This is a genomic window from Streptomyces sp. NPDC056738, from assembly GCF_042790435.1.
Classification (GTDB): Bacteria; Actinomycetota; Actinomycetes; order Streptomycetales; family Streptomycetaceae; genus Streptomyces.
This window is the reverse complement of record NZ_JBHTZF010000017.1, coordinates 48,952-73,769: the sequence shown is the minus strand read 5'-3', so window position 1 is coordinate 73,769 and position 24,818 is coordinate 48,952. Positions and strand designations below refer to the sequence as shown.

The window sequence follows — 24,818 nt, the reverse complement described above, 5'->3', positions numbered from 1 at the left end:
CCGCGCCCGCCCGGGCCGCCCGGCCCGCCCGGCGGGGCTTCCGCCCGCGGGGCTTCCGTCGCACCCGGCGGACCGTCCCGGCTCAGCCCGCGAGGCCCACCACCAGCCAGATGAAGGCCACGCCCGCGACCGTGCACAGCAGGGTCGAGCGGGCGGGGTGCTCGTGGTGTGCCTCCGGGAGGATCTCGGCGGCGGCGAGGTAGAGGAGTACGCCGCCGAAGAGGCCGAGGTAGCCGCCGAGCAGCCGCTCGGGGATGGTGAAGAACAGCGTCGAGGCCGCGCCGATCATCGGGGCCGCCGCGTCCGCGTACAGCATGAACAGCGCCTTGCGGCGGGCGTTCCCGTACAGGCTCGTGATCGTGTACGTGTTGAAGCCGTCGGCGAAGTCGTGGGCGATCACCGCGAGGGACACCGCCAGCCCCATCCCGCCGCCCACCTGGAAGGCGGCGCCGATCGCCACGCCGTCCATCGCGCTGTGGCCGACCATGGCGGCCGCCGCCGTGAGGCCCACCTCGGGCGCGCGTCCGGCGTGCTCCTCACCGCCGTGCGCGGCCTGGCGGTGGGCGAGGAGCCGTTCGACCAGATGGGCCAGCAGGAAGCCGGCCACGAACAGGAGCAGCGCGGCCGGTACGCCGAACACCTCGGTGCCCGCCGCGGCCAGCGCCTCCGGCAGCAGATCGAGGCCGACCACGCCGAGCATCAGGCCACCGGCCAGGCCGAGCACCAGATGACGGCGGTCGGTCACCCGCTGCGCGGTCCAGCCGCCGACCAGCGTCATCAGGAACGCGCCGAGCGCGACGAGGACCGCCATAGGCCCTTGCTATCCGATGCACCCCCGTGCGCGCACATCGGGCGACGGCCCCGCGCCCCCCGAAGCGTTCACGGCACCCCCGATGTGCCACGCCCCTGATGTCCCGTAGGACCCGTAGGAGAGGACCGATTCCCATGGCCGATGCCCCCACCGGCAAAGTGACCTTCGTCGGTGCCGGCCCCGGCGCCGCCGACCTGCTGACCTTCCGCGCCGCGCGCGCCATCGCCGAGGCCGACGTCGTGATCTGGGCGGCCAGCCTGGTGCAGGCCGAGGTCCTCGGCCACGCGCGCGAGGACGCGGAGATCCTCGACTCGGCGACGATGTCGCTGGAGGACGTCGTCGCCGTCTACGAACGGGCCCGTGCCGAGGGCCTGCGGGTGGCGCGGATCCACTCCGGCGACCCGGCCCTGTGGGGCGGTACGCAGGAGCAGGTCGACCGGTGCGCCGAGCTCGGCATCGACACCGAGATCGTGCCCGGCGTCTCGTCCTTCTCCGCGGTGGCCGCGATCGCGCAGCGCGAGCTGACGATCCCCGAGGTCGCCCAGTCGGTGATCCTCACCCGGCTCGGCGGCGGCAAGACGCCGATGCCTCCCGGCGAGGACGTACGGGAGTTCGCCAGGCACGGCACGACGATGGCGCTGTTCCTGTCGGCGGCGCGCAGCGGACAGCTCGTGCGGGAGCTGCTGGAGGGCGGCTATCCGACGACCACACCGGTCGTGGTCGCCTACCAGGCGACCTGGCCGGAGGAGCTGATCGTGCGGTGCACGGTCGGCACGCTGGAGGAGACGGTCAAGGAGCACAAGCTCTGGAAGCACACGCTCTTCCTGGTGGGCCCGGCGCTCGACGCGAGCGGCACCCGCTCGCACCTCTACCACCCCGGTCATTTCCACGGCTTCCGCAAGGCCGACCCGCAGGCGCGCGCCGAGCTGCGCGCCGCCCGCCGGAGCGGTGCGGGCAGTGCGCAGGGCCCCGCCTCGTGAGCGTGGACGTGACCGTCGCGGCAGGAGGATCCGCGGGTCCCGCGGACCGCTCCGCCGTGATCACCGTCGTCGGTACGGGCACGGGGGCGCCGCTGCCCCCGGACGCCGAGGAGGCGCTGGCCGGGGCCGGGCTCGTCGTGGGGGCCCGGCGCCACCTGGAGGCGGCCCGGACGCCGGAGCGGGCGGAACTGCTGGTGCTCGGGCCGCTGGCACCGGCCCTCGACCGGATCGCGCGGTACACGGACGACGGAGCCCCCGGGGGCCCGGTCGTGGTGCTGGCCTCGGGTGACCCCGGGTTCTTCGGGATCGTACGGGCGCTCGCCGAGCGGTTCGGGAACGGGCGGCTGGACGTCCGGCCCGGGGTCTCGTCCGTGGCGACCGCCTTCGCCCGGCTCGGCCTGCCCTGGGACGACGCCGTGGTGGTCAGCGCGCACGGGCGTGAGCTGCGGACGGCCGTCCAGGTCTGCCGGTCGCGGCCCAAGGTGGCGGTGCTGACCGCTCCCGGGTCCGGGCCCGCCGAGCTGGGCGCCGCCCTCGCCGACGCGGGCGCCGAGCGCGTCCTGGTGGTGGCGCGGGCCCTCGGCGATCCGGACCACGAGGCGATCGAGCGGGTCACACCCGCCGAGGCCGCCGCCCGCGACTGGGGTCCGGCGGTCGGTGTCGTGGTGTGTCTGGACGAGTCGCGGGCCCTGGCCCCCGTCCGGACCGTCGCCGGGCCGGCGGCCGGTCCGGACCGATGGGCCCTGGAGGAGAGCGAGTTCGCCCACCGCGACTCGATGATCAGCAAGTTCGAGGTGCGGGCGCTGGCGCTGGCCCGGCTCGGACCGCGGCTCGGCGACCTGGTCTGGGACATCGGCGCGGGCTCGGGGTCCGTCGCCGTGGAGTGCGCCCGGTTCGGCGCCGCGGTGACCGCGGTCGAGAGGACCGCGGACGGCTGCGAGCGCGTCCGCGCCAACGCGGCGGCGCACGGCGTGGACGTACGGGTCGTGCGCGGGTCCGCGCCCGCCGTGCTGTCCGGCCTGGACGAGCCGCACGATCCGGACGCCGTCTTCATCGGCGGCGGCGGACGTGAACTGCCCGGGATCGTCACGGAGTGCGCGCGCCGCGCCCGGCGTGCCGTCGTCGTCGCGATGGCCTCGCTCGACCGCGTGCCGGCCGCCCGTGAGGCGCTCACCTCCGCGGGATTCACCTGCGACGGCGTCCTGTTGCAGTCCTCGCGGCTCGCCCCGCTGCCCGGCGGCGTGTCCCGGCTCGCGGCGGCCAACCCCGTCTTTGTGCTGTGGGGCGTCCGGCCTCCGGCCCGTACCGAAGGAGTTCCCCAGTGATCGGCCTGATTTCCGCGACGGCGGCGGGCGCGGCGGCCCGTGACCGGCTCGCCGCGGCCTGGTCCACGCGTACCCGGGTGTACGACGGGCCCGTGGCGGACGCCGTGCGGCGGGCCTTCGCGGAGTGCGACCAGATGGTGTGCTTCCTCGCCACGGGCGCGGTCGTACGGCTCGTCGCGCCCCTGCTCTCCGACAAGGGGGCGGACCCCGGGGTGGTGTGCGTCGACGAGGCGGGCCGGTTCGCCGTGTCGCTGGTCGGCGGCCACGTGGGCGGTGCGAACGAACTCGCGCGTGAGGTGGGCGAGTTGCTCGGCGCCGAGCCGGTGGTGACGACGGCGACCGACGCGGTGGGCGTGCCCGGTCTCGACACGCTCGGCCTGCCGGTGGAGGGCGATCTCGCCGGGGTCTCGCGGGCCATGCTGGACGGCGAACCGGTCGTGCTGGAGCGGGAGTCGCCCTGGCCGCTGCCCGCGCTGCCGCCGAACGTGGGCAGTCCCGCGGAGCCGGGAGCCGCTGTCGTCCGGGTGAGCGACCGGGTCGGGGAGACCGCCGCGCGCGAGGTCGTCCTGCGTCCGCCGTCCCTCGTCGTCGGTGTCGGCGCCTCCCGGGGCGCGCCCGTCGAGGAGGTCCTCGATCTGGTCCGGGACGCGCTGCGCGAGGCCGGTCTGTCAGCGCGGTCGGTGGCCGGACTCGCCACCGTGGACGCCAAGTCCGAGGAGCCCGGCATCGTCGGGGCCGCCGAACGGCTCGGGGTCCCGGTCGTCACGTACACGGCCGAGGAGCTGGCGGCCGTGGCGGTCCCCAACCCCTCCGACGCGCCGCTCGCCGCGGTGGGGACACCGTCCGTGGCGGAGGCCGCCGCGCTGCTCGGCGGCGGCGAACTCCTCGTACCCAAGCGGAAGTCGGTACGGGCGGACGGGCGGCCCGCGATGGCGACCTGCGCGGTCGTGCGCCGGCCCGCGCGCGGGCGGCTCGCGGTCGTCGGCCTCGGCCCCGGGGCCCGCGATCTGCTCACCCCGCGGGCGACGGCGGAACTGCGGCGGGCCGCGGTGCTCGTCGGACTCGACCAGTACGTCGACCAGATCCGTGACCTGCTGCGGCCCGGCACGCTGATCCTGGAGTCGGGGCTCGGCGCCGAGGAGGAGCGGGCGCGCACGGCGGTCGCCGAGGCCCGCCGCGGTCAGGCCGTCGCGCTGATCGGCAGCGGCGACGCCGGCGTGTACGCGATGGCGTCGCCCGCGCTGGCCGAGGCGTCCGACGACATCGACGTCGTCGGCGTGCCGGGGGTGACCGCGGCGCTCGCCGCCGGGGCGATCCTCGGCGCGCCGCTCGGCCACGACCATGTGTCCATCAGCCTGTCCGACCTGCACACGCCGTGGGAGGTCATCGAGCGCCGGGTGCGGGCGGCGGCCGAGGCGGACATCGTCGTGACCTTCTACAACCCGCGCAGCCGGGGCCGCGACTGGCAGCTCCCCAAGGCGCTCGCGATCCTCGCGGAGCACCGGGAGCCGTCGACACCGGTGGGCGTGGTGCGCAACGCCTCCCGTCCGGACGAGTCGAGCCGGGTCACGACGCTGGGGTCCCTGGATCCGGGAATCGTCGACATGATGACCGTGGTGACCGTGGGCAACACCGCGACCCGCGAGATCGCCGGGCGCATGGTGACCCCGCGCGGCTACCGCTGGCAGAAGGAGCCCCGGTGAGAACGGTGAACCGAGTGGGACCGGTGGGCCGGGCGCGGACCGGGACCGTGAGCCGGGCGCGGACCGGGACCCGGGCCGGGCGGCACCCCGGGCGGGGGTCCGCCGGCGCCCGCCCGCGGGGTTCCGTCGCCATCCTGCGCGTGGAACTCCCTCCGGACTCCCCTGTTCCAGGGGCCTACCAGGCCTCGAAGAAGAAGACCGCCCGGGCCCACCCGGCCCTCGAGAAGACGGCCCGGACCGACCGGGCCTCGACGACCCCTGAGGCCCACCAGGCCTCGACGACCACCGCGGCCGACGCCGCCGCCGAGGAGACATCGTGACCACCCCTCCCCCCGCCCTGCTCATCGCCGGACACGGCACCCGGGACGAGGCCGGAGCCGAGGCCTTCCGTTCCTTCGTACGGGAGTTGGGCCGCCGCCATCCCGAACTGCCCGTCGCCGGCGGGTTCATCGAGCTGTCGCCGCCGCCGCTGGGCGAAGCCGTCGGCGAACTCGTCGGACAGGGCGTACGGCGTTTCGCCGCCGTGCCGCTGATGCTGGTGTCGGCCGGGCACGCCAAGGGCGACATCCCGGCGGCGCTGGCCCGCGAGAAGGAGCGGCACCCCGGGATCTCCTACACCTACGGGCGTCCGCTGGGCCCGCATCCGTCGCTGCTCGCCGTGCTGGAGCGGCGGCTGGACGAGGTCCTCGGCGACGGCGTCACTACCCCTGAGGAGCGGGCCGAGGTGACCGTGCTGCTCGTGGGCCGCGGGTCCACCGACCCGGACGCCAACGCCGAGGTGCACAAGGCGGCGCGGCTGCTGTGGGAGGGCCGGGGGTACGCGGGTGTGGAGACCGCGTTCGTGTCCCTGGCGGCCCCGGACGTGCCCTCGGGTCTCGACCGCTGTGTGAAGCTCGGCGCGCGCCGGATCGTGGTCCTGCCCTACTTCCTGTTCACGGGCATCCTCCCGGACCGGGTGCGGCGGCAGACGCAGGACTGGGCCGCCGCGCACCCCGGGGTCGAGGTGGGCTCCGCCGAGGTGATCGGTCCCGAACCCGAGCTTCTCGACCTGGTCATGGAGCGCTACCGTGAGGCCGTCGCGGGCGATCTGCGGATGAACTGCGACTCCTGCGTGTACCGCATCGCGCTGCCCGGCTTCGAGGACAAGGTGGGGCTGCCCCAGCAGCCGCACTTCCACCCGGACGACGACGGCCACCATGACGGACACGGGCACCACGACGGACACGGGCACCACCATCACGGGGGACACACGCATTCCCATGCCCACTGAAGAGGCCGCCGAGGGCGGGCACGATCTGCGGCACCACGGGGACGCCGAGGTGCGCGACGACGGTGCGAAGCTGACCGATCTGGCCGTCAACGTCCGGGCGGACACCCCGCCCGCGTGGCTGCTGGACCGGATCGCCGCCTCCTTGCCGAGCCTCGCGGCCTACCCGGACGGGCGGGCCGCGCGGGCGGCGGTGGCGGCGCGGCACGGGCTGCCGGTGGAGCGGGTGCTGCTCACGGCGGGCGCGGCCGAGGCGTTCGTGCTGCTCGCGCGCGGTCTGGAGGTGCGCCGCCCGGTCGTCGTGCATCCGCAGTTCACGGAGCCGGAGGCCGCACTGCGGGACGCCGGGCACACCGTGGGCCGCGTCCTGCTGCGGGAGGAGGACGGCTTCCGGCTCGATCCGGCCGCCGTCCCCGAGGACGCCGATCTCGTCGTGATCGGCAACCCGACCAATCCGACGTCGGTGCTGCACCCGGCCGGGACGCTGGCCGGACTGGCCCGTCCCGGACGGGTGCTGGTGGTCGACGAGGCGTTCATGGACGCGGTGCCGGGCGAGCGCGAGTCGCTGGCCGGGCGGACGGACGTACCCGGTCTCGTCGTGCTGCGCAGTCTCACGAAGACGTGGGGCCTCGCCGGGCTGCGGATCGGATACGTGCTCGCCGACGCCGGGACCATCGCCCGGCTGGAGCGCGCTCAGCCGCTCTGGCCGGTGGCCACGCCCGCGCTCGCGGCGGCGGAGGCGTGCGTGTCCCCGCAGGCGCTCGCGGAGGCGGCGCACGCGGCTCGGCGGATCGCCAAGGACCGCGACCATCTGGTGGCGGGGCTGCGGGAGTTCGCCTGCACCGACGGGCTGGCCGTGGTGGAGCCGGCCGAGAGCTCGTTCGTGCTGGTCCGGCTGCCGCGGGCCGCCGGGGTGCGGCGCGCGCTGCGCGATCTCGGCTTCGCGGTGCGGCGCGGGGACACGTTCCCCGGGCTCGGTGACGAGTGGCTGCGCATCGCGGTACGGGACCGGACGACGGTCAACCGGTTCCTCCAGGCCCTGGACCGGGCGATGACCGTCGCCGGGGACGGCGGCACGGGGATCGTTCCGCCCCGTCAGCCCCCGCCGCCCCCGTCCGGCCCGCGCCCCGAGCCCCCGCGAGCGCCCTTCTCGGCCTGACGGCCGGGCCCCGGACCCCCTGACCCCGAACCTCCTGGCCCCGGCCCCCTCGCCCCGGCCCCCTGACCCCGGGGCGGGCCGCCCCCGTTCGGCGCCTCCGGCGCACGGCGGGAAGAGCGGGCGTCAGCTCCTGCGGCGGCGGGAGAGGGCGACCGCTCCGGCGCCCGCGGCGAGCAGGGCCGCCGCGCCGCCCGCCAGGTACGGCGTCATCGAGCTGCTCCCGGTCTCGGCGAGGTCTCCCTCCTCGCGACCGCCCTGCGGGCTCGCCTCGGCCGACGGCTCGGCGGCGGCCGCCGAGGGACTGGCCGGGGTGGTCGCCGAGGGACTGGCCGGCGCGGCCTCCTGAGCGGGCGCGTCCGGCGATGCGCAGGTGGCCTTCGCCAGGGTGACCGTGCCCTCGACCTGGGCCACACCCAGCTTCAACGGGTCGACGGACACGTTCAGTTCGAGCGCGGTGGCCGCGGCCGTACGGGAGGTGGTCTCGGTCCTGGAGAGATCGAGCCGCACCTCGCCGACGCCGGGGACCGTCACGTGCGTCGGGCCGCCCGTCGTCAGGGTGACCTTCTTGCCGAGAACGGTGACGGATCCCAGCAGATTCGCGGTGGCGACGGGCTTCTTGCCCGCCTCGCAGGTCGCCTTCGAGGTCACTTCCTGGACCTCGATGAGCGAGAGCAGCGGCAGCCCGGGGACATGGACGGCGGCATGCGCGAGACGAGTCGAGCCCTCGGCCTTCTCCGCGGAGACGGTGGCCTCGGCGGTGGCGACCTCGGCGCGCAGCACGCTGAACGGACGTCCGTGGTCGACGCCGTCCAACTCGGCGGTGAGCGCGGTCTTCTCGGCACTCTGCGGCGCCTGCACCTCGTTCAGGGAGACCGCGAGCGGGACGTCCACGGTCTTCTTGAGGAGGGACACGTCGAGTCCGGTGCGGAGCACGACGGCGCTCGCGCGGCCGTGGTCACCGGTCGCGTGGGCGGGGCCCGCGCCGGCCAGCGCGGCGGGACCCGCGGCGAGGACGGTGGCGGCCGCGGTGACGGCGAGACGGCGCGCGGGCATGCGGTGGTTGATGCTGTTCAAGGGTGGGACCCCCATAGGAGAAAGCCTGGGACCCGGAAAGAATTACGCACTGAGAGTGAACAGTCAGGTACCTGACGTGAGTTCACTCCTTCGTGGGGTTTCCGCGCACGTCTTCGAATCCGGGGGCACAGCCGTTCTCCACCGTCACTCGCTCAACTCCCCCGGGCGAACGCGCTGGTTGACGCGCCGGTTGACGACTGGTTGACGCGCCGGAGCGCACCTGGTGGTGCTCAACGAGCACGCCACCCCGGCCGTCACGCTCCGTCAACCGGCGCCCGCCGTCCAGGACCTTCACCACGTCCGCCCCGCCCGCGTCAGCCGACGATCCGCCCGTTGAGGACCACCCGTCGCGGATCCGCCAGGACCCGTACGTCGTCGCGCGGGTCCCCGTCGTAGACCACGAGGTCCGCGGGCGCCCCCTCGTCGAGTCCGGGCCGTCCGAGCCAGCGCCTGGCGCCCCAGGCCGTGGCGGAGAGCGCCTCGACGGGCGGGATGCCGGCGGTGACGAGCTCGGCGACCTCGGCCGCGACGAGGCCGTGCGCGAGGGAGCCGCCCGCGTCGGTGCCGACGTAGACGGGGATCCCGGCGTCGTAGGCGGCGCGCACGGTGTCGTAGCGGCGTTCGTGCAGCCGTCGCATGTGCGCCGACCACCGGGGGTACTTGGCCTCGCCGCCGTCCGCGAGCCGCGGGAAGGTGGCGATGTTCACGAGGGTCGGGACGATGGCGACCCCGCGCTCGGCGAAGAGCGGGACGGTGTCCTCGGTGAGGCCGGTGGCGTGCTCGACGCAGTCGATGCCCGCCTCGACCAGGTCCCGGAGCGAGTCCTCGGCGAAGCAGTGCGCGGTGACCCGGGCGCCGAGGCGGTGCGCCTCGGCGATCGCCGCCTCGACGGCCTCGCGGGGCCAGCAGGCGCTCAGGTCGCCGGTGCCGCGGTCGATCCAGTCGCCGACGAGCTTGACCCAGCCGTCACCGCGCCGGGCCTCCTGGGCGACGTACGCGACCAGGTCCTCCGGCTCGATCTCGTGGGCGTAGTTGCGGATGTAGCGGCGGGTGCGGGCGATGTGCCGGCCCGCGCGGATGATCTTCGGGAGGTCGTCGCGGTCGTCGATCCAGCGGGTGTCGGAGGGCGAGCCGGCGTCCCGGACGAGGAGGGTGCCGGCGTCGCGGTCGGTCAGCGCCTGCTTCTCGGAGACGTCCGCCGGGACCGGGCCGTGCGCGTCGAGCCCGACGTGGCAGTGCGCGTCGACCAGGCCCGGCAGCGCCCAGCCCTCGACGGTGCGGACGTCACGGGCGCCGGCGGGGCGCTCGTAGGAGATCCTGCCGCCGACGACCCACAGCTCGTCGCGGACGTCGTCGGGTCCGACGAGGACCCGCCCCTTCACGTGCAGTACCGGGTGATCGCTCATGTCAGGCACCTTAGTGAGGCGGCTCGTCCCGCCACTCCCCCGGTCCGTCCGCCGGCCGGGCCGCCTACTCCGGGTCCGCCGTGTCCGGAGTCCCCTCCTGGACCTCCGCCATCGCCGGGTCGAGCAGCCGGGACAGGAAGTGCCGGGTCCGCTCGTGCGCCGGGTTGCCGATGACCTGCGCGGGGGTGCCGTCCTCGACGATCACACCGCCGTCCATGAAGACGACCCGGTCGGCGACCTCACGGGCGAAGGTCATCTCGTGGGTGACGACCATCATCGTCATGCCCTCGTCGGCGAGCATCCGCATGACGGCGAGGACGTCGCCGACGAGCTCGGGGTCGAGCGCGGAGGTCGGCTCGTCGAAGAGCATCACGTCGGGCCCCATGGCGAGCGCGCGGGCGATCGCGACGCGCTGCTGCTGGCCTCCGGAGAGGGAGGCGGGATAGGCGTCGGCCTTCTCCGCGAGCCCCACCCGGGCGAGGTTCTCGGCGGCGGTCCGGGCCGCCTCCTCCTTGTCCCGGCCGAGCACCCGCCGCTGCGGCAGCGTGAGGTTCCCGGTCACCGACAGATGGGGGAAGAGGTTGAACTGCTGGAACACCATGCCGATGCGGCGGCGTACGGCGTCGATGTCGACGTCGGGGTCCGTGACCTCCGTGCCGCCCACGAACACCTGGCCCTTGGTGGGTTCCTCCAGGAGGTTCACACAGCGCAGCAGCGTCGACTTGCCGGAGCCGGAGGGGCCGATCACGCAGACCACCTCGCCCTGGCCGATCTCCAGGTCGATGCCGCGCAGCACCTCGTTGTCGCCGAAGGACTTGTGCAGGTCCTTCACCTGGATCTCGGGCGTGCTCACTTGGCGGCCTCCTTCTGCTGCGCCTCGAGGCGTCGCGCGACGAAGCCGAGCGGGATCGTGACGAGCAGGTAGCACAGCCCCGCGACGAGGATCGGCGTGGAGTTGGCGGTCGTGCTGGCCAGGTCGCGACCGTACTTGGACAGTTCGCGCTCCTCCAGGGTGACACCCAGGAACAGCACCAGCGAGGAGTCCTTGAACAGCGTCACGAGTTCGTTGGTGAGCGGCGGGATGATGATCCGGAACGCCTGCGGGACGACGATCGAGACCATCGCCCGCGCGTGCGAGAAGCCCAGCGAGCGGGCCGCCTCCATCTGCCCCTTGGGCACGGCCTGGATGCCGGCCCGGAAGGTCTCGGCCATGTACGCGGCCCCCACCAGGCCGAGCGCGAGGGCGACCTTTCCGTACGTGCCGCCGATGATCTCCGTGCCCGGGAACGCCAGCGGTACCGCGACGCCCACGAAGATGAAGATCATCAGGGCGGGCAGGCCGCGGAAGACCTCGATGTAGATTCCGGCGAACCAGCGGTAGGGGCCCACCGAGGACAGGCGCATCAGGGCGATGACGATGCCCAGCACGAGACCGACGGCGAAGCCGAACGTCGTGTAGAGGACGGTGTTCTTCAGCGCCAGCGTGATGACGTCCGGGAACATCTGCTTGACCAGGTCCCACTGGAAGAACTGGTTCTGCAGACGGCCCCAGTCCGCCGTGACCGCGAAGGCGATCACGACGGCGACGAAGACGACGTACTGCACACCGCGTGAGATCTGGCGCTTGCGGCGCCGGCTCAGGCCGGACCTGCGGGGCTGGAGGGGCGTGTCGGCACCACTCATGAGGCGGACGGGGAGGCGGAGGCCGCGGCCGCGTCGTACGGGCCGATCCACTTCTCGTAGAGCTTCTTGTACGTGCCGTCGGCCTTGGCGTCCGCGATCGCCTTGTTGATGGCGGCGAGGAGCTTGGTGTTGCCCTTCTTCACCGTGAAGCCGTACTGCTCACCGGTGTTGAGGTTGTCGACCACCTTGAAGGCGTCGGCGTTGGCCTTGTCCTTCAGCCAGCCCTGGACGACCGGGTAGTCGATGATGACGGCCTGCACCTGGCCGCTGCGCAGTCCGCTGAGGACCGCGTCGGAGGACTCGAAGGAGACCGGGTCGAAGCCCTGCTGCTTCGCGTAGTCCTCGCCCGTGGTCTGCGCCTGGGCGCCGATCTTCTTGCCCTTCGCCTTGACGTCGGCCAGCGAGGTGATGCCGCTCTTCTTGTCGACCAGCACGCCCTGGGTGGCGTCGAAGTACGGGTCGGAGAAGTCGACGTTCTTCTTGCGCTCCGGGGTGATCGTCATGCCTGCGGCGGCGAGGTCGCACTGCTCGGAGTTGAGGAAGGCGCCCGTCTTGAAGTTCTCGAAGGGCGTGTCGACGATCGCCTGCTTCACCCCGAGGTCCGCGGCGACGAGGTCGATCAGCGACACGTCGAAGCCCTGCACCTTGCCGTCGATCTCCGACTGGAAGGGCGGGTACGGCAGGTGGGTGCACGTGGTGAGCTGGCCCGCCTTGACGAGCTCGACCCCGCCGGACGCGGTCTTGGTGCCGCTGCCGCCGTTCCCGCTGGAGGTGCAGGCGGCCACGAGCGTCAGCCCGGCCGTCAGGGTGATGGCGGCCAGGACGCGGGTCCGGCGGCCGGAGAGGGTGTTCACGGCGGGCCTTCCTGTCAGGGAACTGTGGGTTCCGATTATAAGGAGATGTTTGAGGCTCTCAAATCAAACCGATGGCCACGGGGCCGCTCGACCTAAGAAGTCACCAGTGGGCGGGGACGGGGGCGCGACGGTTAATCTCGTCACCTGTACCCCAAGAGTGAAGAGAGCAGCGCCGTGACACACCCGTTCCTGGACCTCGCCCCACTGACCGCCGCACACTTCGCGTCGATCGAGGACCGTGTCGCCCGGCTGCTCTCCACCACGCAGGACGTCGTGATCATGCAGGGCGAGGCACTGCTTCCGCTGGAAGGGGCCATCCGGGGCACGGCGGGTCCCGGCACCACCGCCCTGAACGTCGTCACCGGCCCCTACGGCCAGACGTTCGGGAACTGGCTGCGGGACTGCGGTGCCACCGTGATCGATCTGGCGGTGCCGTTCCACACCGCGGTCACCGCCGCGCAGATCCGCGAGGCCTTCGCCGAGCACCCCTCGATCGACTTCGTGTCGCTCGTGCACGCCGAGGCCGCCACCGGGAACACCAACCCGGTGGCGGAGATCGGTGAGGTCGTCCGCGAGCACGGGGCGCTGTTCTACCTGGACGCCGTCGCGTCGATCGGCGCCGAGCCGGTGCTGCCGGACGCCTGGGGCGTCGACCTGTGCGTGATCGGGGCGCAGAAGGCGATGGGCGGCCCCGCCGGTGTGTCGGCGGTGTCGGTGAGCGCGCGGGCGTGGGCGCGGATGGCCGCGAACCCCGGCGCGCCGCGCCGCTCGTACCTCTCGCTCCTCGACTGGAAGGAGCGCTGGATCGACGGCGGCCGCACGGCGCTGCTGCACGCGCCGGCCCAGTTGGAGATGCTGGCGCTGGAGGCGTGCGTCGAGCGGATCGAGGGCGAGGGCCTGGACGCGGTGATGGCCCGTCACGCCTCGGCCGCCGCGGCCACCCGGGCGGGAGCCGTGGCCCTCGGCGGCGGTCTGGCACCGTACGTGGACGCCGCCTCCGACGCGGCGCCCGTCGCCACCACGCTGCGGGTGCCCGAGGACGTGGACGCCTCCGCGGTGGTCGCGAAGGCGCTGGCCGCCGACCCCGCGCTGCCGCTCGCCGCGGGTGGCGGCGCGCTCGCGCAGTCGATGATCCGCGTCAACCACTACGGCCCCGACGCCACCCGCGGCGTCGTCCACTCCAGCCTCGCGGGACTCGGCGCCGCGCTGGCCGAGTCCGGCCTGACGGTGGACCTGGAGGGGGCGCGCCGGGCGGTGGCCCTGGCCTGGGGCTGACCGGGAGGAGCCGCGGGACCCGGGGCCGGCGGACGGTCGCGTCCCGGCGATCACTGACCCCGGGGACGGTCGCGTCCGGGGCATCACCGACCCCGGGGACCGTCGCGTCCCCGCCGGCGCCGGGGATGGTCGCGTCCCGGTCGGCGCCGACGCCGGGGACCGTCGTATCCGGGTCGTCGTCGGCCCGGCGGTCGAGGCCGTCCGGGCCGGCGCACGCCCGGCGGACGGGCGAGACGAGTGAGACGGGGCCCTCGCCGGTCCGACGGGCGGGAGGGTCCGGGGCTCCGTCGGGCCGGGGAGCCTCCGGGAGGCGGGACGGTTCGACCGAGGGAATTGCAATTACTTCCCCCACCCTTATCCTGCCGTCAATTCGGATCCGAATTCCACGGATACAGCTTCCCGCATTCTTCTTCCCGCTTTCCCTGCCCCTAAACGCAAAGATTTCGCGAACGCGATCGGGCGCGATTCGGGGAGGTCTCGTTCACATTTCATCCTTGTGACACACTCCACAACGCGTCCGTTTTCTGTGGTATTTTCCGGACAGAGCAGCCGATAAAGGCACCCTCTCCGGAGGGTTTTCACGGGCGCGTGATAACACACGGCCGCGCCGTTCGTAACCCCTTCCGACGATGCAATCCGCGCTTTCCGTCGGTAAATTCAAGCCGCATGACCGTCGCTCAAGCAGACCTGTCAGCGGAATTTATCGAAATGCCGGAGGGCCTTCGGATCGACCGTCCGGAGGTGGCCGACGGGGCCGCCCTCTGGCGTATCGCCAAGGACTCCCGAACCCTCGACCTGAACTCCTCCTACAGCTACCTGCTGTGGTGCCGTGACTTCGCCGGCACCTCGGTGGTGGCGCGGGACGCCGAAGGCCGCCCCGTCGGCTTCGTCACCGCGTACATGCGCCCCGAGCGCCCGGGAACGCTCCTCGTGTGGCAGGTGGCCGTCGACGCGGCGCACCGCGGCCGGGGACTGGCCGCGCGTCTCCTCGACGGGCTGACCGCGCGGGTGACGGCCGAGCACGGGCTGTCCTCCGTCGAGACCACCATCACTCCGGGCAACACCGCCTCCGAGCGCCTCTTCACGTCGTACGCACGACGTCACGGCGCACCCGTCGAGCGCGAGGTGCTGTTCGAGACGGGGCAGTTCCCCGACGAGCCGCACGACCCCGAGGTGCTCCACCGCATCGGCCCGTTCCCCGGCTGATCCCCCCTTCTTCCTCCCCTCCCGCACAAGCTTCGAGGAGCGAATCCCCTTGACCATCACCCAGCCCGACCTGAGCGTCTTCGAGACCCTGGAGTCCGAGGTGCGCAGCTACTGCCGCAACTGGCCCACCGTCTTCGACCGGGCCCGCGGCAGCCGTATGTACGACGAGGACGGGCACGAGTACCTGGACTTCTTCGCCGGTGCCGGGTCGCTGAACTACGGGCACAACAACCCCGTGCTCAAACGGGCCCTGATCGACTACCTGGAGCGCGACGGCGTCACCCACGGGCTCGACATGTCGACGGCGGCCAAGCGCGGTTTCCTGGAGGCCTTCCAGAACCTGGTGCTGCGGCCGCGCGACCTGCCGTACAAGGTGATGTTCCCCGGCCCGACCGGCACCAACGCCGTCGAGTCGGCGCTGAAGCTCGCGCGGAAGGTGAAGGGGCGCGAGGCGATCGTGTCGTTCACCAACGCGTTCCACGGGATGTCGCTCGGCTCGCTCGCCGTGACGGGCAACGCCTTCAAGCGCGCGGGCGCCGGCATCCCGCTGGTGCACGGCACCCCGATGCCGTTCGACAACTACTTCGACGGTCAGGTCCCGGACTTCCTCTGGTTCGAACGGCTCCTGGAGGACCAGGGATCCGGGCTCAACCAGCCCGCCGCGGTGATCGTGGAGACCGTGCAGGGCGAGGGCGGCATCAACGTCGCGCGGCCCGAGTGGCTGCGCGCCCTGGCCGACCTGTGCGCCCGCCGCGACATGCTGCTGATCGTCGACGACATCCAGATGGGCTGCGGGCGGACCGGCGCGTTCTTCTCCTTCGAGGAGGCGGGGATCGTGCCCGACATCGTGACCGTGTCCAAGTCCATCAGCGGGTACGGGCTGCCGATGTCGCTGTGCCTGTTCAAGCCCGAGCTGGACATCTGGGAGCCGGGCGAGCACAACGGCACCTTCCGCGGCAACAACCCGGCGTTCGTCACGGCCGCCGCCGCCCTGGAGGCCTACTGGGCCGACGGGTCCGCGATGGAGAAGCAGACCCGCGCCCGCGGCGAGCAGGTCGAACAGGCGCTGATCTCCATCACCGAGGAGAACCTCGCCGACGTCAAGGAGTACCGCGGCCGCGGACTCGTGTGGGGCGTCGAGTTCAAGGACAAGGAGCGGGCCGGCCGGATCGCCCGTCGCGCCTTCGAACTCGGGCTGCTCGTCGAGACGTCGGGGCCGGAGAGCGAGGTCGTGAAACTGCTGCCCGCCCTGACCATCACCCCGGACGAACTCGACGAGGGCCTGCGCGTCCTCGAACGCGCCGTCCGCGAGACCGTCTGAGCCCGCTCTCCGCGAGACCGGCGAGAAGCGGGAACGACCCGAGCAGCACGACACGCACGAGAGAGAGGCAGCGCACCACCGTGATAGTCCGTTCGTTCAAGGAACTCGAGGGCACCGACCGGCATGTGAAGGCCGCGTCCGGCACCTGGGAGAGCAAGCGCATCGTCCTCGCCAAGGAGAAGGTCGGCTTCTCCCTGCACGAGACCGTCCTGTACGCGGGCACGGAGACGTCGATGTGGTACGCGAACCACATCGAGGCCGTGCTGTGCGTCGAGGGCGAGGCCGAACTCACCGATCACGAGACCGGCGAGAAGCACTGGATCGCGCCGGGGACGATGTACCTGCTGAACGGTCACGAGCGCCACACCCTGCGCCCCAAGACCGACTTCCGGTGCGTCTGCGTCTTCAACCCGCCCGTCACCGGACGGGAGGACCACGACGAGAACGGCGTCTACCCCCTGCTCACCGAACCCGAGGAGGTGTGACACACCGATGACCACACTCACCGATCTGTACCCCAGCCGCGCCGCCACCGAAGTGGCCGTGCCCCGCCAGGACCCGGTCGTCTGGGGCGCGCCGGACGAACCCGGCCCGATCTCGGTCCCCGACCTCCACGCCTACGAGCGCGACGGCTTCCTCTCCGTCGAGCAGCTCATCGGCGAGGACGAGGTCGCCGTCTACCACCGGGAGCTGGAACGGCTCGTCACCGACCCGGCGGTCCGCGCCGACGAGCGTTCGATCGTCGAGCCGAGAACGCAGGACATCCGGTCCGTCTTCGAGGTGCACCGGATCAGCGAGGTCTTCGCGCGGCTCGTGCGCGACGAGCGCGTCGTCGGCCGGGCCCGGCAGATCCTCGGCTCGGACGTGTACGTCCACCAGTCGCGGATCAACGTCAAGCCCGGCTTCGGGGCCGGCGGCTTCTACTGGCACTCGGACTTCGAGACCTGGCACGCGGAGGACGGTCTGCCCAACATGCGGACCGTGTCCGTCTCGATCGCGCTGACCGAGAACCACGACACCAACGGCGGCCTCATGATCATGCCGGGGTCGCACCGGACGTTCCTCGGGTGTGCGGGGGCCACGCCGGAGGACAACTACAAGAAGTCGCTCCAGATGCAGGACGCCGGAACCCCCTCCGACGAGGCGCTCACCGACCTGGCGAGCCGGCACGGCATCAAGCTCTTCACGGGCAGGGCGGGTTCGGCGACCTGGTTCGACTGCAACTGCATGCACGGCTCGGGGGACAACATCACCCCGTTCCCGCGCAGCAACGTCTTCATCGTGTTCAACAGCGTGGAGAACGCCGCGGTGGAGCCCTTCGCGGCGCCCGTACGCAGGCCGGAGTTCATCGGGGCGCGGGACTTCACGCCGGTGCGGTGAGCCCTCCGGCGGAGTGAGCGGGAGACCGGTGGCCCCGGGGAGCGTGTGCTCCCCGGGGCCGTCCGGCGTGTCAGCCGGCCAGCACGTCCAGGAGGCGGTCGACGTCGGCGGGCGTGTTGTAGAGGTGGAAGGACGCCCGGAGATTGCCCGCGCGGTCGGACACCTCGATGCCGGCCCGGCTCAACTCGCCCTGCCGGTGGCCGAGTCCGGGCACGGAGACGATGGCGGAGCCGGGTGCGGGCAGCGCCTCGTGGTCCAGCGCGGCCAGGCCCGCGCGGAAGCGCTCGGCGAGGGCCAGGTCGTGCTCGTGCACGGCGTCCACGCCCAGTTCCTCGATCAGGGCGAGCGAGTGGCGCACCCCGGCATGGGTGAACAGGGCCGGGCTGACGTCGAACCGGCGGGCGGAGTGGGCGAGTTCCTGCACCGGGCCGTAGCAGGAGTCCCAGGGCTTCTCGGCGGCGACCCAGCCCGCGTACAACGGGGTGAGCCCGCCGAAGTCATCGGGCACCACGAGGAAGGCCGCGCCGTGCGGGCCCAGCAGCCACTTGAAGGTGGTGCACACGGTGAAGTCGTAGCCGTCGGCGTCGAGGGGCAGCCAGCCGGCGGCCTGGGAGAAGTCGACGTAGGTACGCGCCCCGTGGGCGCGGGCCGCCTCGCGCAGCGCGGGCAGGTCGGCGATCCGGCCGTCGGCGGACTGGGCGGCGCTGACCGCCACGAGCGCCGTGCCGGGCCGCACCGATTCGGCGAGCCGCTCCAGCGGTACGGCGCGCACCTTCAGGTCGCCGCGGACGTGGAACGGGTTCAGCACGGAGGTAAAGTCGTCCTCGGCGGTGAGGACTTCGGACCCCGGGGCCAGTCCGGAGGCGACCAGCGCGGTCTGGGCGGCGACGGACGGGCCGGCGGCGACCCGGGCGGCCGGTACGCCCGCCAGCCGGGCGAACGCGGCGCGGGACTGCTCGATGTCCTCGAAGAGGGAGTCGAGCGGCCTGCCCGCGGCCCGCAGGGCCACCGCCTCGTGCAGGGCGGCGACGGTGCGGGCGGGGAGCAGGCCGGTGCTCGCGGTGTTCAGAAAGGTGTTCTTCGGGGCGAACTCGGCACGGACGAGGGTCTCGAAGGTCTCCATGGGACCACTGTGGGCCCGGACGGGCCCCAAGTCCATTGCGAGGTTTTACGCGGTTTCCCCAAGCAGTGCTTATGCATGGGCCCCGACCTGCGTCTTCCGGCGCCGGGGCCCTCTCCCGCGCTCGTCAGTTCTGCGGGACGGCGCAGCCGTCCGGACCACAGGCCTCGGCGTCGCCGGCTTCGTCCTGGATCAGCGTGAGACCCGGACGCTCGCCCCAGGCCTGGGACAGCGCCTGGGCGAAGACCTCGGCGGGCTGCGCGCCGGAGACCCCGTAGGTGCGGTCCAGCACGAAGAAGGGGACGCCGTTCGCGCCCAGCTCGGCGGCCTCGCGCTCGTCGGCGCGGACGTCGTCGGCGTAGGCGGCCGGGTCGGCGAGCACCCCGCGGGCCTCGTCGGCGTCGAGCCCGGCGGCGACGGCCAGTTCCACGAGCCGCTCGTCGTCCCCGAAGACGGTCCGCTCCTCGGCGAAGTTGGCCTTGTAGAAGAGGCCTATCAGCTCGTCCTGGCGGCCCCTCGCCTTGGCGAGGTGCAGCAGGCGGTGCATGTCGAAGGTGTTGCCGTGGTCGCGGTCCCGGGTGCGGTACGCGAGGCCCTCGGCGGCGGCCTGCGTGCCGAGGTTCTCCTCGCCCGCCTGGGCCTGCGCCTCGCTCATGCCGTACTTCTTGGTGAGCATCGTGATCACGGGCTGGATGTCGCCCTTGGCGCGGCCGGGGTCCAGCTCGAAGGACCGGTGCACGACCTCGACCTCGTCACGGTGCGGGAAGGCGTCGAGCGCCTTCTCGAAACGGGCCTTTCCGACGTAGCACCACGGGCAGGCGATGTCGGACCAGATCTCGACGCGCATTCTTCGGCTCTCTCCAGGTCGTGCGGATACGGGACACCCTCCGGGGACGTCGTTAGGTGAACATTCAAGCGGCTCGGGTCATTCCCCGGCCGTGCCGGCGCCCCGGGCCGCGGCCTCGCTCCCGTCCGCGCGTGCGGGCACCGCGTACCGCAGATACAGGTGGTGGTCGCCCTCCTCGGGCGGGTTGTGCGGATCGGGGACCCAGCCCAGGCGGGCGTAGAAGGCCTGGGCGCGCAGGTTGCCGGTGTGCACGTCCAGCGTCGCCGTCCGCTTCCCGTCCGCCTGCCACTCCTCCACGCAGGCCGCGTGCAGCTCCGACCCGATCCCGGCCCGCCAGCGGTCGGGGTCGACGTGGAACTGGAAGAGCTTGACCGTGTCGGCGGGCGCGCCCTCGTCCGTACGGAAGGAGGCGATGCCGACGATCCGGCCCTGGGCGACGGCGCACAGTACGTGCCCGTCGGGGCGTGCGATGGACCCCTGCCAGGCCTCGGTCCAGTCCACGTCGCTCTGCGGGACGCCGTCCGGGTAGTACGTCGAACGGGCCCGGAAGTGCAGGTCGGCGATGGTCCGGGCCTCGGCGGGCAGGGCGGTGCGGATCATCAGCGCGCCGGTCACACGATCACTGATCATGCAACGGAGGACGTCATGGCTCCGGTCACGGTTCCGCGTCGGCTGAACTGCGCCCGGTAGGCGCTCGGGGGGAGACCGGTCCGCCGGACCACGTGGGCGCGCAGCGAGTCGGCGGTGCCCAGGCCGCAGGCCGCGGCGACCCGGTCCATCGGCAGCGTCGTGGTCTCCAGGAGCTCCTTGGCCCGTTCGACGCGCTGGTGGAGCAGCCATTGCAGGGGGCTGACACCGCTCTCGGCGTGGAACCGGCGGGTGAGGGTGCGCACGCTGACGCCCGCGTGCCGGGCCAGGTCGGTGAGCGTGAGCGGCTTGTCGAGGTTGCGCATGGCCCAGCCCCGGGTGTCGGCGCAGACGTCGCCGCGTTCGGGGGGCAACGGGGTCTGGGTGAACTGGGTCTGGCCGCCGGGCCGTACGGGGGCGACGAGGGCGAGGCGGGCCACCTCGTTGGCCACGGCGGCGCCGTAGTCGGTGCGGATGACATGGAGGCACAGGTCGATGCCGGCGGCGTAGCCGGAGGACGTGAGGAACGGCCCGTCCTGCACGTACAGGACGTCTCCCCGCAGGTCGACCTGCGGGTAGCGCCGGCGCATCTCCTCCGCGTGGGCCCAGTAGGTGGTGGCCCGGCGGCCCTGGAGCAGGCCCGCCTCGGCGAGCTGGAAGGCGCCGGTGCAGATGGACGCGACGCGCTTGCCGGCGGCGGCCGCCGCGCTGACGGCCGCCACGATCCGCGGGTCCGGCTCGAACGGCGCCCCGGTGCCGGCGACGATCACCGTGTCCGCGTCGCGTACGGCCTCCAGACCGTGCGGGACGTACAGGTCGAGCCCACCGGTCGTGGGCACGGGGCCGGGCTCGGCCGTGCAGACGACCACCTCGTAACCGGGCCGGCCGTCCACTTGGACCTTGTCGAACAGCATCTCCGGCATCGCGAGGTTGAACAGCGCGACGGGCGAGGGGGCGATGACGGTGACGCGATGCGGGGTGAGCCGGTCGGGCATGGCCAGAACCTCCGGAGGTATGGCATTCAGGCCACTACTGTACGGCGCCATGGGTCCGCAGCATGGGGACATGCCAACGAACCAGATGTCCCGATCCTCCGAACCGGGCCTCGTACGGCGGGAGTCGGGGGCCGGCGGGCCGGCCGCCGCGCTCACGCTCACCGCTTCTCTGCTCGGCTTCGCGCTGACCTGTCTCGACGCGTCCGTGGTGAACGTGGCCCTGCCCACGATCGGCTCCTCGTTCGGCACCGGGATGTCCGGTCAGCAGTGGGTCGTGGACGCCTACACCCTGGCCTTCGCCGCGCTGATGCTGTCCACCGGCGCCTTCTCCGACCGGGCCGGGGCGAGCCGGGCGTACGCGCTGGGCACCGCGGTGTTCACGCTCGCCTCGGTGGTCTGCGGGCTGGCCCCGAACCTGCCGTCCCTCATCGGCGCCCGGGTGGTGCAGGGCGTGGCGGCGGCGGTCGTGCTCCCGGCCTCGCTGGCGCTGGTGCGGCAGGCGTACACGGAACCGGCACGGCGGGCGCGCGCGGTGGCCGCCTGGGCGGCGGGCGGTTCGCTGGCGGTGGCGCTCGGCCCGGTGGCGGGCGGCGCGCTGACCACGGCGTGGGGCTGGCGCGGCATCTTCTTCGTCAACCTGCCGGTGGGCGCGGCGATCCTGGTCCTGCTGGTCCGGGCCCCGCGCTCGCGGCCCCGCCCGGCCCCGCTGGACCTGCCGGGCCAGCTCACGGCGGTGGTGGCCCTCGCGGCGCTGGCCTTCGCGGTGATCGAGGGCGGGGCGGCGGGCCTCGTCGCGGCGGCGGTGGCCGTGGCCGCGGGCGCCGCGTTCCTGTGGATCGAGTCGCGGCAGGCGCATCCGGTGGTGCCGCTCGGCCTGTTCCGGGACCGGACGGTGGCCACGACGGTCGCCGCCGGATCGGCGGTCAGCGTGGCCTTCTACAGCATGGTGTTCGTCTTCTCGCTCTTCTTCCAGCAGGTGCAGCACCACTCCGCGCTGTACGCGGGGCTGCTGTTCCTGCCGATGACGGGCCTGATCGCGGTGACGAACGTGGTGGCCGGCAAGCTCACGGGACGCTACGGGCCGCGGCTGCCGATGCTGGTGGGACAGCCGGTGGCGGTCGCCGGGCTGCTCGCCCTCCTCACCGTCGACGCCGGTACGTCCCCGGTGCTGGTGTCGCTGCTGCTGGTCCCGCTGGCCCTGGGGTGCGCCCTGACCGTGCCGCCGCTCACCACCGCGATGCTGGACGCCGTTCCCGCCGAGCGGGCGGGACTGGCGGCCGGTGTGCTCAACGCGGCCCGGCAGGTGTCCGGGGGTCTGGGCATCGCGGTGTTCGGCGCGCTGGTCGCCGACGGGTTCGAGGCCGGGATGCGCCTGAGCCTGGCCGCCTCCGCGGCCCTGCTCACGGTGACGTACGTCCTCAGCTTCCGTCTCGCAGGTCGCGCGGCCAGGCGGGCCTGAACTCGATGTGGTCGTAGGTCACCACACACCCCTCCCCCATCGGCGACTGGGTCATGAAGCCCACCAGCGCGGCCCCGGTCTCCTTCTCTTCCCCCAGGGTGAACAGGCGGATGAAGGTCCAGCGCTCGCCGTCGCGGGAGGCGTGGAAGGCGAAGGCGCGGCCGGTGCGGCTCACCCGCAGCCAGACGTAACTGCCCTCCACCGTGAAGGAGTTGGCGTCGTCGGAGTGGCCCCGGGTGACGACCGTGCAGACGGTGGGCACGTCCGGGGAGTTCTCCAGGCACAGCTTCGCCCAGGCCCGCTCCCCGACGTGGACGTAGAGCACGCCCGCGTCGAAGGCCGCCCCGAAGCCCACCGTCACGCGGGCGACGAGCTGGAAGTCCCCCTCCGGCGAGCCGAGCAGCCTCGGTGCGTCGGAGGCCGGGTCGAGGCCTTCGCCGGTGGGCGGCACGAAACGGTCCTGCCGGGGCCCGGCCCAGCCGGTGAGGACACCGTCCTCGTACGACCAGTTCCCGTCGGGGCCGTAGGTGCGGAGGGAGAAGGGGAGTTCGGGGAGTGTGACGTCCATGGCCCGAAGTCTCTCAGGTTCACGGCCGGCCCCTTCGGGAGAAAGGACCGGCCCGTTACGGAACGGACGGCACCGGAACCGGGCGGCCGCGGAACCCGGCCCGGCACGAAACCGGCGTCAGCGCTCCAGGCGCCCGTCGTACCGTCGCGGCAGCCCCAGCGGGTTGTCGTCGCGCAGCTCGGGCGGCAGCAGCGCCTCGGGCACGCCCTGGTAGGCCACCGGCCGCATCCAGCGCTCGATGGCGGTGCCGCCGACCGAGGTGGACGTCGAGGTGGTCGCCGGGTACGGCCCTCCGTGGTGCTGGGCCGGGGCGACGGCGACGCCGGTCGGCCAGCCGTTCACCAGGACCCGGCCCGCGAGGGGGGTCAGTTCGGCGAGGATCTCCGCTCCGCGCCCCTCGCCCGCGGCCTCCTCCGCGGAGAGCTGCACGGTGGCCGTGAGGTTGCCGGGCAGCCGGGAGAGCACCGCGCCCGCCTCGGACTCGTCCTCGTAGCGCGCCACGACCGTGAGCGGTCCGAAGCACTCCTCCAGGAGCAGATCGTGCTCGCCCTCGGTGGTGAGCCTGCTCGCGGGCACGGTCAGGAAGCCGGGGCTCACCGTGTGCTCGCCGCCCGCGCCCGGCGTCACCGGGGCCTGGACGTCCGGGAGCCCGGCGCGCTCGGCGACCCCGGCGATGAAGTTGTCGCGCATGCGGTGGTCGAGCAGGACCCCGGAGGCGGTGTCGCTCACCGCGTCGGTCAGGGACTTCAGCAGACGGTCGCCCGCCGCGCCGGCCGGCGCGAGCACCAGGCCGGGCTTCACACAGAACTGGCCGACGCCCAGGGTCATCGAGCCGGCGAGTCCCGCGCCGATCTCCTCGGCGCGCTCGGCGGCCGCGGCCTCGGTGACGACGACGGGGTTGAGGGAGCCCAGCTCGCCGTGGAACGGGATCGGCACCGGACGGGCGGCGGCCGCGTCGAACAGCGCGCGCCCGCCGCGCACGGAGCCGGTGAACCCGGCGGCCGTGACGAGCGGGTGCCGGACCAGTCCGACGCCCGCCTCGAAGCCGTGCACGAGTCCGACGACGCCCTCGGGGATGCCGTGCCCGGCGGCCGCGCGGCGCAGGACCGCCGCGACCAGCTCGGAGAGCGCCGGGTGGTCGGGGTGGGCCTTGACGACGACCGGGCAGCCCGCGGCCAGCGCGCTCGCCGTGTCGCCGCCGGCCACCGAGAAGGCGAAGGGGAAGTTCGAGGCGGAGTACACGGCGACGACGCCGAGCGGCACCTTGTAGCGGCGCAGGTCCGGGATCGGCGGGGTCGCGGTGGCGTCCGGGTGGTTGATGACGACGTCGAGGAAGGCGCCCTCGTCGACGATCCCGGCGAAGGCGCGCAACTGGTAGCAGGTCCGGGCGAGTTCGCCGGTGAGCCGGACCGGGCCGAGCGCGGTCTCCGCGTCGGCCGCCTCGACGAGCAGGTCCTTGGCCGCTTCGAGCTGGTCCGCGGCGGAGCGCAGGAACGCGGCGCGCACGGCGCGGTCGGCCAGCGCGGGGCGCGCGTCGTGCGCGGCACGGACGGCCTCGTCCACCTCTTGGCCTGTGGCCTCCACCGCAACCTGTTCCCGCTGCTTCCCGGTACGGGGGTCGACACTCCAGACTGGTGCTGCTGCCACCGCGGGTCCCTTCCGATGTGATGCCACAGTTCTCGCCGAAGTTCTTGTGTCACTCACCAGGGGTGTTCGATATGCTGAACGCTGTCTCTGATGATGAACTTCTGGTCGGAG

24 protein-coding genes are annotated in these 24,818 nt (G+C 73.1%); 12 read left to right on the top strand and 12 right to left on the bottom strand.

The features are described 5' to 3' along the window. Window positions 1–82 precede the first annotated feature (82 nt). A complete protein-coding gene (locus tag ACFRIC_RS35035; protein ID WP_382794569.1) occupies window positions 83–811 on the bottom strand; it encodes a ZIP family metal transporter in 729 nt (242 codons plus the stop codon). A gap of 134 nt (window positions 812–945) precedes the next feature. On the opposite strand from ACFRIC_RS35035, the gene cobM reads away from it, so the two are divergent. Genes cobM through cobC form a run of 6 tightly spaced genes read left to right on the top strand, consistent with a single transcriptional unit; the run spans window position 946 to window position 7,245 of the window. Next, on the top strand, window positions 946–1,791 hold the full coding sequence (gene cobM, locus ACFRIC_RS35030) for a precorrin-4 C(11)-methyltransferase (RefSeq protein ID WP_382794565.1): 846 nt from the start codon (window positions 946–948) through the stop codon (window positions 1,789–1,791). Window positions 1,792–1,847: 56 nt separating this feature from the next. Beyond that, window positions 1,848–3,116 (top strand): precorrin-6y C5,15-methyltransferase (decarboxylating) subunit CbiE, encoded by a 1,269-nt coding sequence (gene cbiE, locus ACFRIC_RS35025; protein WP_382794762.1) that lies wholly within the window; start codon window positions 1,848–1,850, stop codon window positions 3,114–3,116. Next, window positions 3,113–4,819: a precorrin-3B C(17)-methyltransferase gene (gene cobJ / locus ACFRIC_RS35020; RefSeq protein WP_382794562.1), complete on the top strand. Its 1,707-nt coding sequence runs from the start codon at window positions 3,113–3,115 to the stop codon at window positions 4,817–4,819. Before cbiE ends, cobJ begins: the two co-directional genes overlap by 4 nt. Beyond that, the gene (locus tag ACFRIC_RS35015) at window positions 4,816–5,139 is read left to right on the top strand and encodes a hypothetical protein (RefSeq protein WP_382794559.1); all 324 of its coding nucleotides are present in this window, start codon (window positions 4,816–4,818) and stop codon (window positions 5,137–5,139) included. Before cobJ ends, ACFRIC_RS35015 begins: the two co-directional genes overlap by 4 nt. Then, window positions 5,136–6,089, top strand: coding sequence for a sirohydrochlorin chelatase (locus tag ACFRIC_RS35010; RefSeq protein ID WP_382794556.1), 954 nt, complete (start codon window positions 5,136–5,138; stop codon window positions 6,087–6,089). The genes ACFRIC_RS35015 and ACFRIC_RS35010 overlap by 4 nt, the downstream gene beginning before the upstream one ends. Next, window positions 6,079–7,245, top strand: a complete 1,167-nt coding sequence (cobC, locus tag ACFRIC_RS35005) for an Rv2231c family pyridoxal phosphate-dependent protein CobC (protein WP_382794554.1) — start codon at window positions 6,079–6,081, stop codon at window positions 7,243–7,245. Before ACFRIC_RS35010 ends, cobC begins: the two co-directional genes overlap by 11 nt. 123 nt (window positions 7,246–7,368) lie before the next feature. Here the strand turns inward: cobC and ACFRIC_RS35000 are convergent, their stop codons facing one another. The 5 genes from ACFRIC_RS35000 to ACFRIC_RS34980 form a co-directional block, all read right to left on the bottom strand. Next, window positions 7,369–8,319 carry an SCO1860 family LAETG-anchored protein gene (locus ACFRIC_RS35000; RefSeq protein ID WP_382794552.1) on the bottom strand — a complete coding sequence of 317 codons (951 nt, stop codon included), beginning with the start codon at window positions 8,317–8,319 and terminating at the stop codon, window positions 7,369–7,371. Between the two features lie 314 nt (window positions 8,320–8,633). After that, window positions 8,634–9,725: an amidohydrolase family protein gene (locus tag ACFRIC_RS34995; RefSeq protein ID WP_382794550.1), complete on the bottom strand. Its 1,092-nt coding sequence runs from the start codon at window positions 9,723–9,725 to the stop codon at window positions 8,634–8,636. Window positions 9,726–9,789: 64 nt separating this feature from the next. Next, window positions 9,790–10,578, bottom strand: a complete 789-nt coding sequence (locus ACFRIC_RS34990; protein ID WP_382794545.1) for an amino acid ABC transporter ATP-binding protein — start codon at window positions 10,576–10,578, stop codon at window positions 9,790–9,792. Then, window positions 10,575–11,408, bottom strand: coding sequence for an amino acid ABC transporter permease (locus ACFRIC_RS34985; protein WP_382794542.1), 834 nt, complete (start codon window positions 11,406–11,408; stop codon window positions 10,575–10,577). The genes ACFRIC_RS34990 and ACFRIC_RS34985 overlap by 4 nt, the downstream gene beginning before the upstream one ends. After that, the gene (locus tag ACFRIC_RS34980; RefSeq protein WP_382794539.1) at window positions 11,405–12,262 is read right to left on the bottom strand and encodes a transporter substrate-binding domain-containing protein; all 858 of its coding nucleotides are present in this window, start codon (window positions 12,260–12,262) and stop codon (window positions 11,405–11,407) included. The genes ACFRIC_RS34985 and ACFRIC_RS34980 overlap by 4 nt, the downstream gene beginning before the upstream one ends. Before the next feature lie 174 nt (window positions 12,263–12,436). Here ACFRIC_RS34980 and ACFRIC_RS34975 point away from each other — a divergent pair, with 174 nt between their 5' ends. From ACFRIC_RS34975 to thpD, 5 genes are all read left to right on the top strand, one after another. Beyond that, window positions 12,437–13,537, top strand: coding sequence for a pyridoxal-phosphate-dependent aminotransferase family protein (locus ACFRIC_RS34975; RefSeq protein WP_382794536.1), 1,101 nt, complete (start codon window positions 12,437–12,439; stop codon window positions 13,535–13,537). A 666-nt stretch (window positions 13,538–14,203) separates the two neighbouring features. After that, window positions 14,204–14,743, top strand: a complete 540-nt coding sequence (ectA, locus tag ACFRIC_RS34970; protein WP_382794534.1) for a diaminobutyrate acetyltransferase — start codon at window positions 14,204–14,206, stop codon at window positions 14,741–14,743. 49 nt (window positions 14,744–14,792) lie between these two features. Then, window positions 14,793–16,064, top strand: coding sequence for a diaminobutyrate--2-oxoglutarate transaminase (gene ectB, locus ACFRIC_RS34965; RefSeq protein WP_382794531.1), 1,272 nt, complete (start codon window positions 14,793–14,795; stop codon window positions 16,062–16,064). A gap of 80 nt (window positions 16,065–16,144) precedes the next feature. Next, the gene (locus ACFRIC_RS34960) at window positions 16,145–16,549 is read left to right on the top strand and encodes an ectoine synthase (protein ID WP_382794529.1); all 405 of its coding nucleotides are present in this window, start codon (window positions 16,145–16,147) and stop codon (window positions 16,547–16,549) included. A 7-nt stretch (window positions 16,550–16,556) separates the two neighbouring features. After that, the gene (gene thpD, locus ACFRIC_RS34955; RefSeq protein WP_382794526.1) at window positions 16,557–17,444 is read left to right on the top strand and encodes an ectoine hydroxylase; all 888 of its coding nucleotides are present in this window, start codon (window positions 16,557–16,559) and stop codon (window positions 17,442–17,444) included. A gap of 70 nt (window positions 17,445–17,514) precedes the next feature. On the opposite strand, the gene ACFRIC_RS34950 is transcribed toward thpD, so the two are convergent. The 4 genes from ACFRIC_RS34950 to ACFRIC_RS34935 all read right to left on the bottom strand — a co-directional run bounded on the left by ACFRIC_RS34950 (window position 17,515) and on the right by ACFRIC_RS34935 (window position 21,033). After that, window positions 17,515–18,567, bottom strand: coding sequence for an aminotransferase class V-fold PLP-dependent enzyme (locus ACFRIC_RS34950; protein ID WP_382794523.1), 1,053 nt, complete (start codon window positions 18,565–18,567; stop codon window positions 17,515–17,517). 124 nt (window positions 18,568–18,691) lie between these two features. Continuing rightward, the gene (locus ACFRIC_RS34945; RefSeq protein ID WP_382794519.1) at window positions 18,692–19,411 is read right to left on the bottom strand and encodes a DsbA family oxidoreductase; all 720 of its coding nucleotides are present in this window, start codon (window positions 19,409–19,411) and stop codon (window positions 18,692–18,694) included. 78 nt (window positions 19,412–19,489) lie between these two features. Further along, the gene (locus ACFRIC_RS34940) at window positions 19,490–20,041 is read right to left on the bottom strand and encodes a GNAT family N-acetyltransferase (RefSeq protein ID WP_382794516.1); all 552 of its coding nucleotides are present in this window, start codon (window positions 20,039–20,041) and stop codon (window positions 19,490–19,492) included. After that, on the bottom strand, window positions 20,038–21,033 hold the full coding sequence (locus tag ACFRIC_RS34935) for a GlxA family transcriptional regulator (RefSeq protein ID WP_382794513.1): 996 nt from the start codon (window positions 21,031–21,033) through the stop codon (window positions 20,038–20,040). The genes ACFRIC_RS34940 and ACFRIC_RS34935 overlap by 4 nt, the downstream gene beginning before the upstream one ends. 70 nt (window positions 21,034–21,103) lie before the next feature. Here ACFRIC_RS34935 and ACFRIC_RS34930 point away from each other — a divergent pair, with 70 nt between their 5' ends. After that, on the top strand, window positions 21,104–22,492 hold the full coding sequence (locus tag ACFRIC_RS34930) for an MFS transporter (protein ID WP_382794509.1): 1,389 nt from the start codon (window positions 21,104–21,106) through the stop codon (window positions 22,490–22,492). Here the strand turns inward: ACFRIC_RS34930 and ACFRIC_RS34925 are convergent. Both ACFRIC_RS34925 and ACFRIC_RS34920 read right to left on the bottom strand, forming a co-directional pair. Further along, window positions 22,452–23,060, bottom strand: coding sequence for a DUF1349 domain-containing protein (locus ACFRIC_RS34925; RefSeq protein WP_382794506.1), 609 nt, complete (start codon window positions 23,058–23,060; stop codon window positions 22,452–22,454). The genes ACFRIC_RS34930 and ACFRIC_RS34925 overlap by 41 nt on opposite strands. Window positions 23,061–23,177: 117 nt before the next feature. Further along, window positions 23,178–24,707: an aldehyde dehydrogenase (NADP(+)) gene (locus ACFRIC_RS34920; RefSeq protein ID WP_382794503.1), complete on the bottom strand. Its 1,530-nt coding sequence runs from the start codon at window positions 24,705–24,707 to the stop codon at window positions 23,178–23,180. Between the last annotated feature and the right edge of the window lie 111 nt (window positions 24,708–24,818).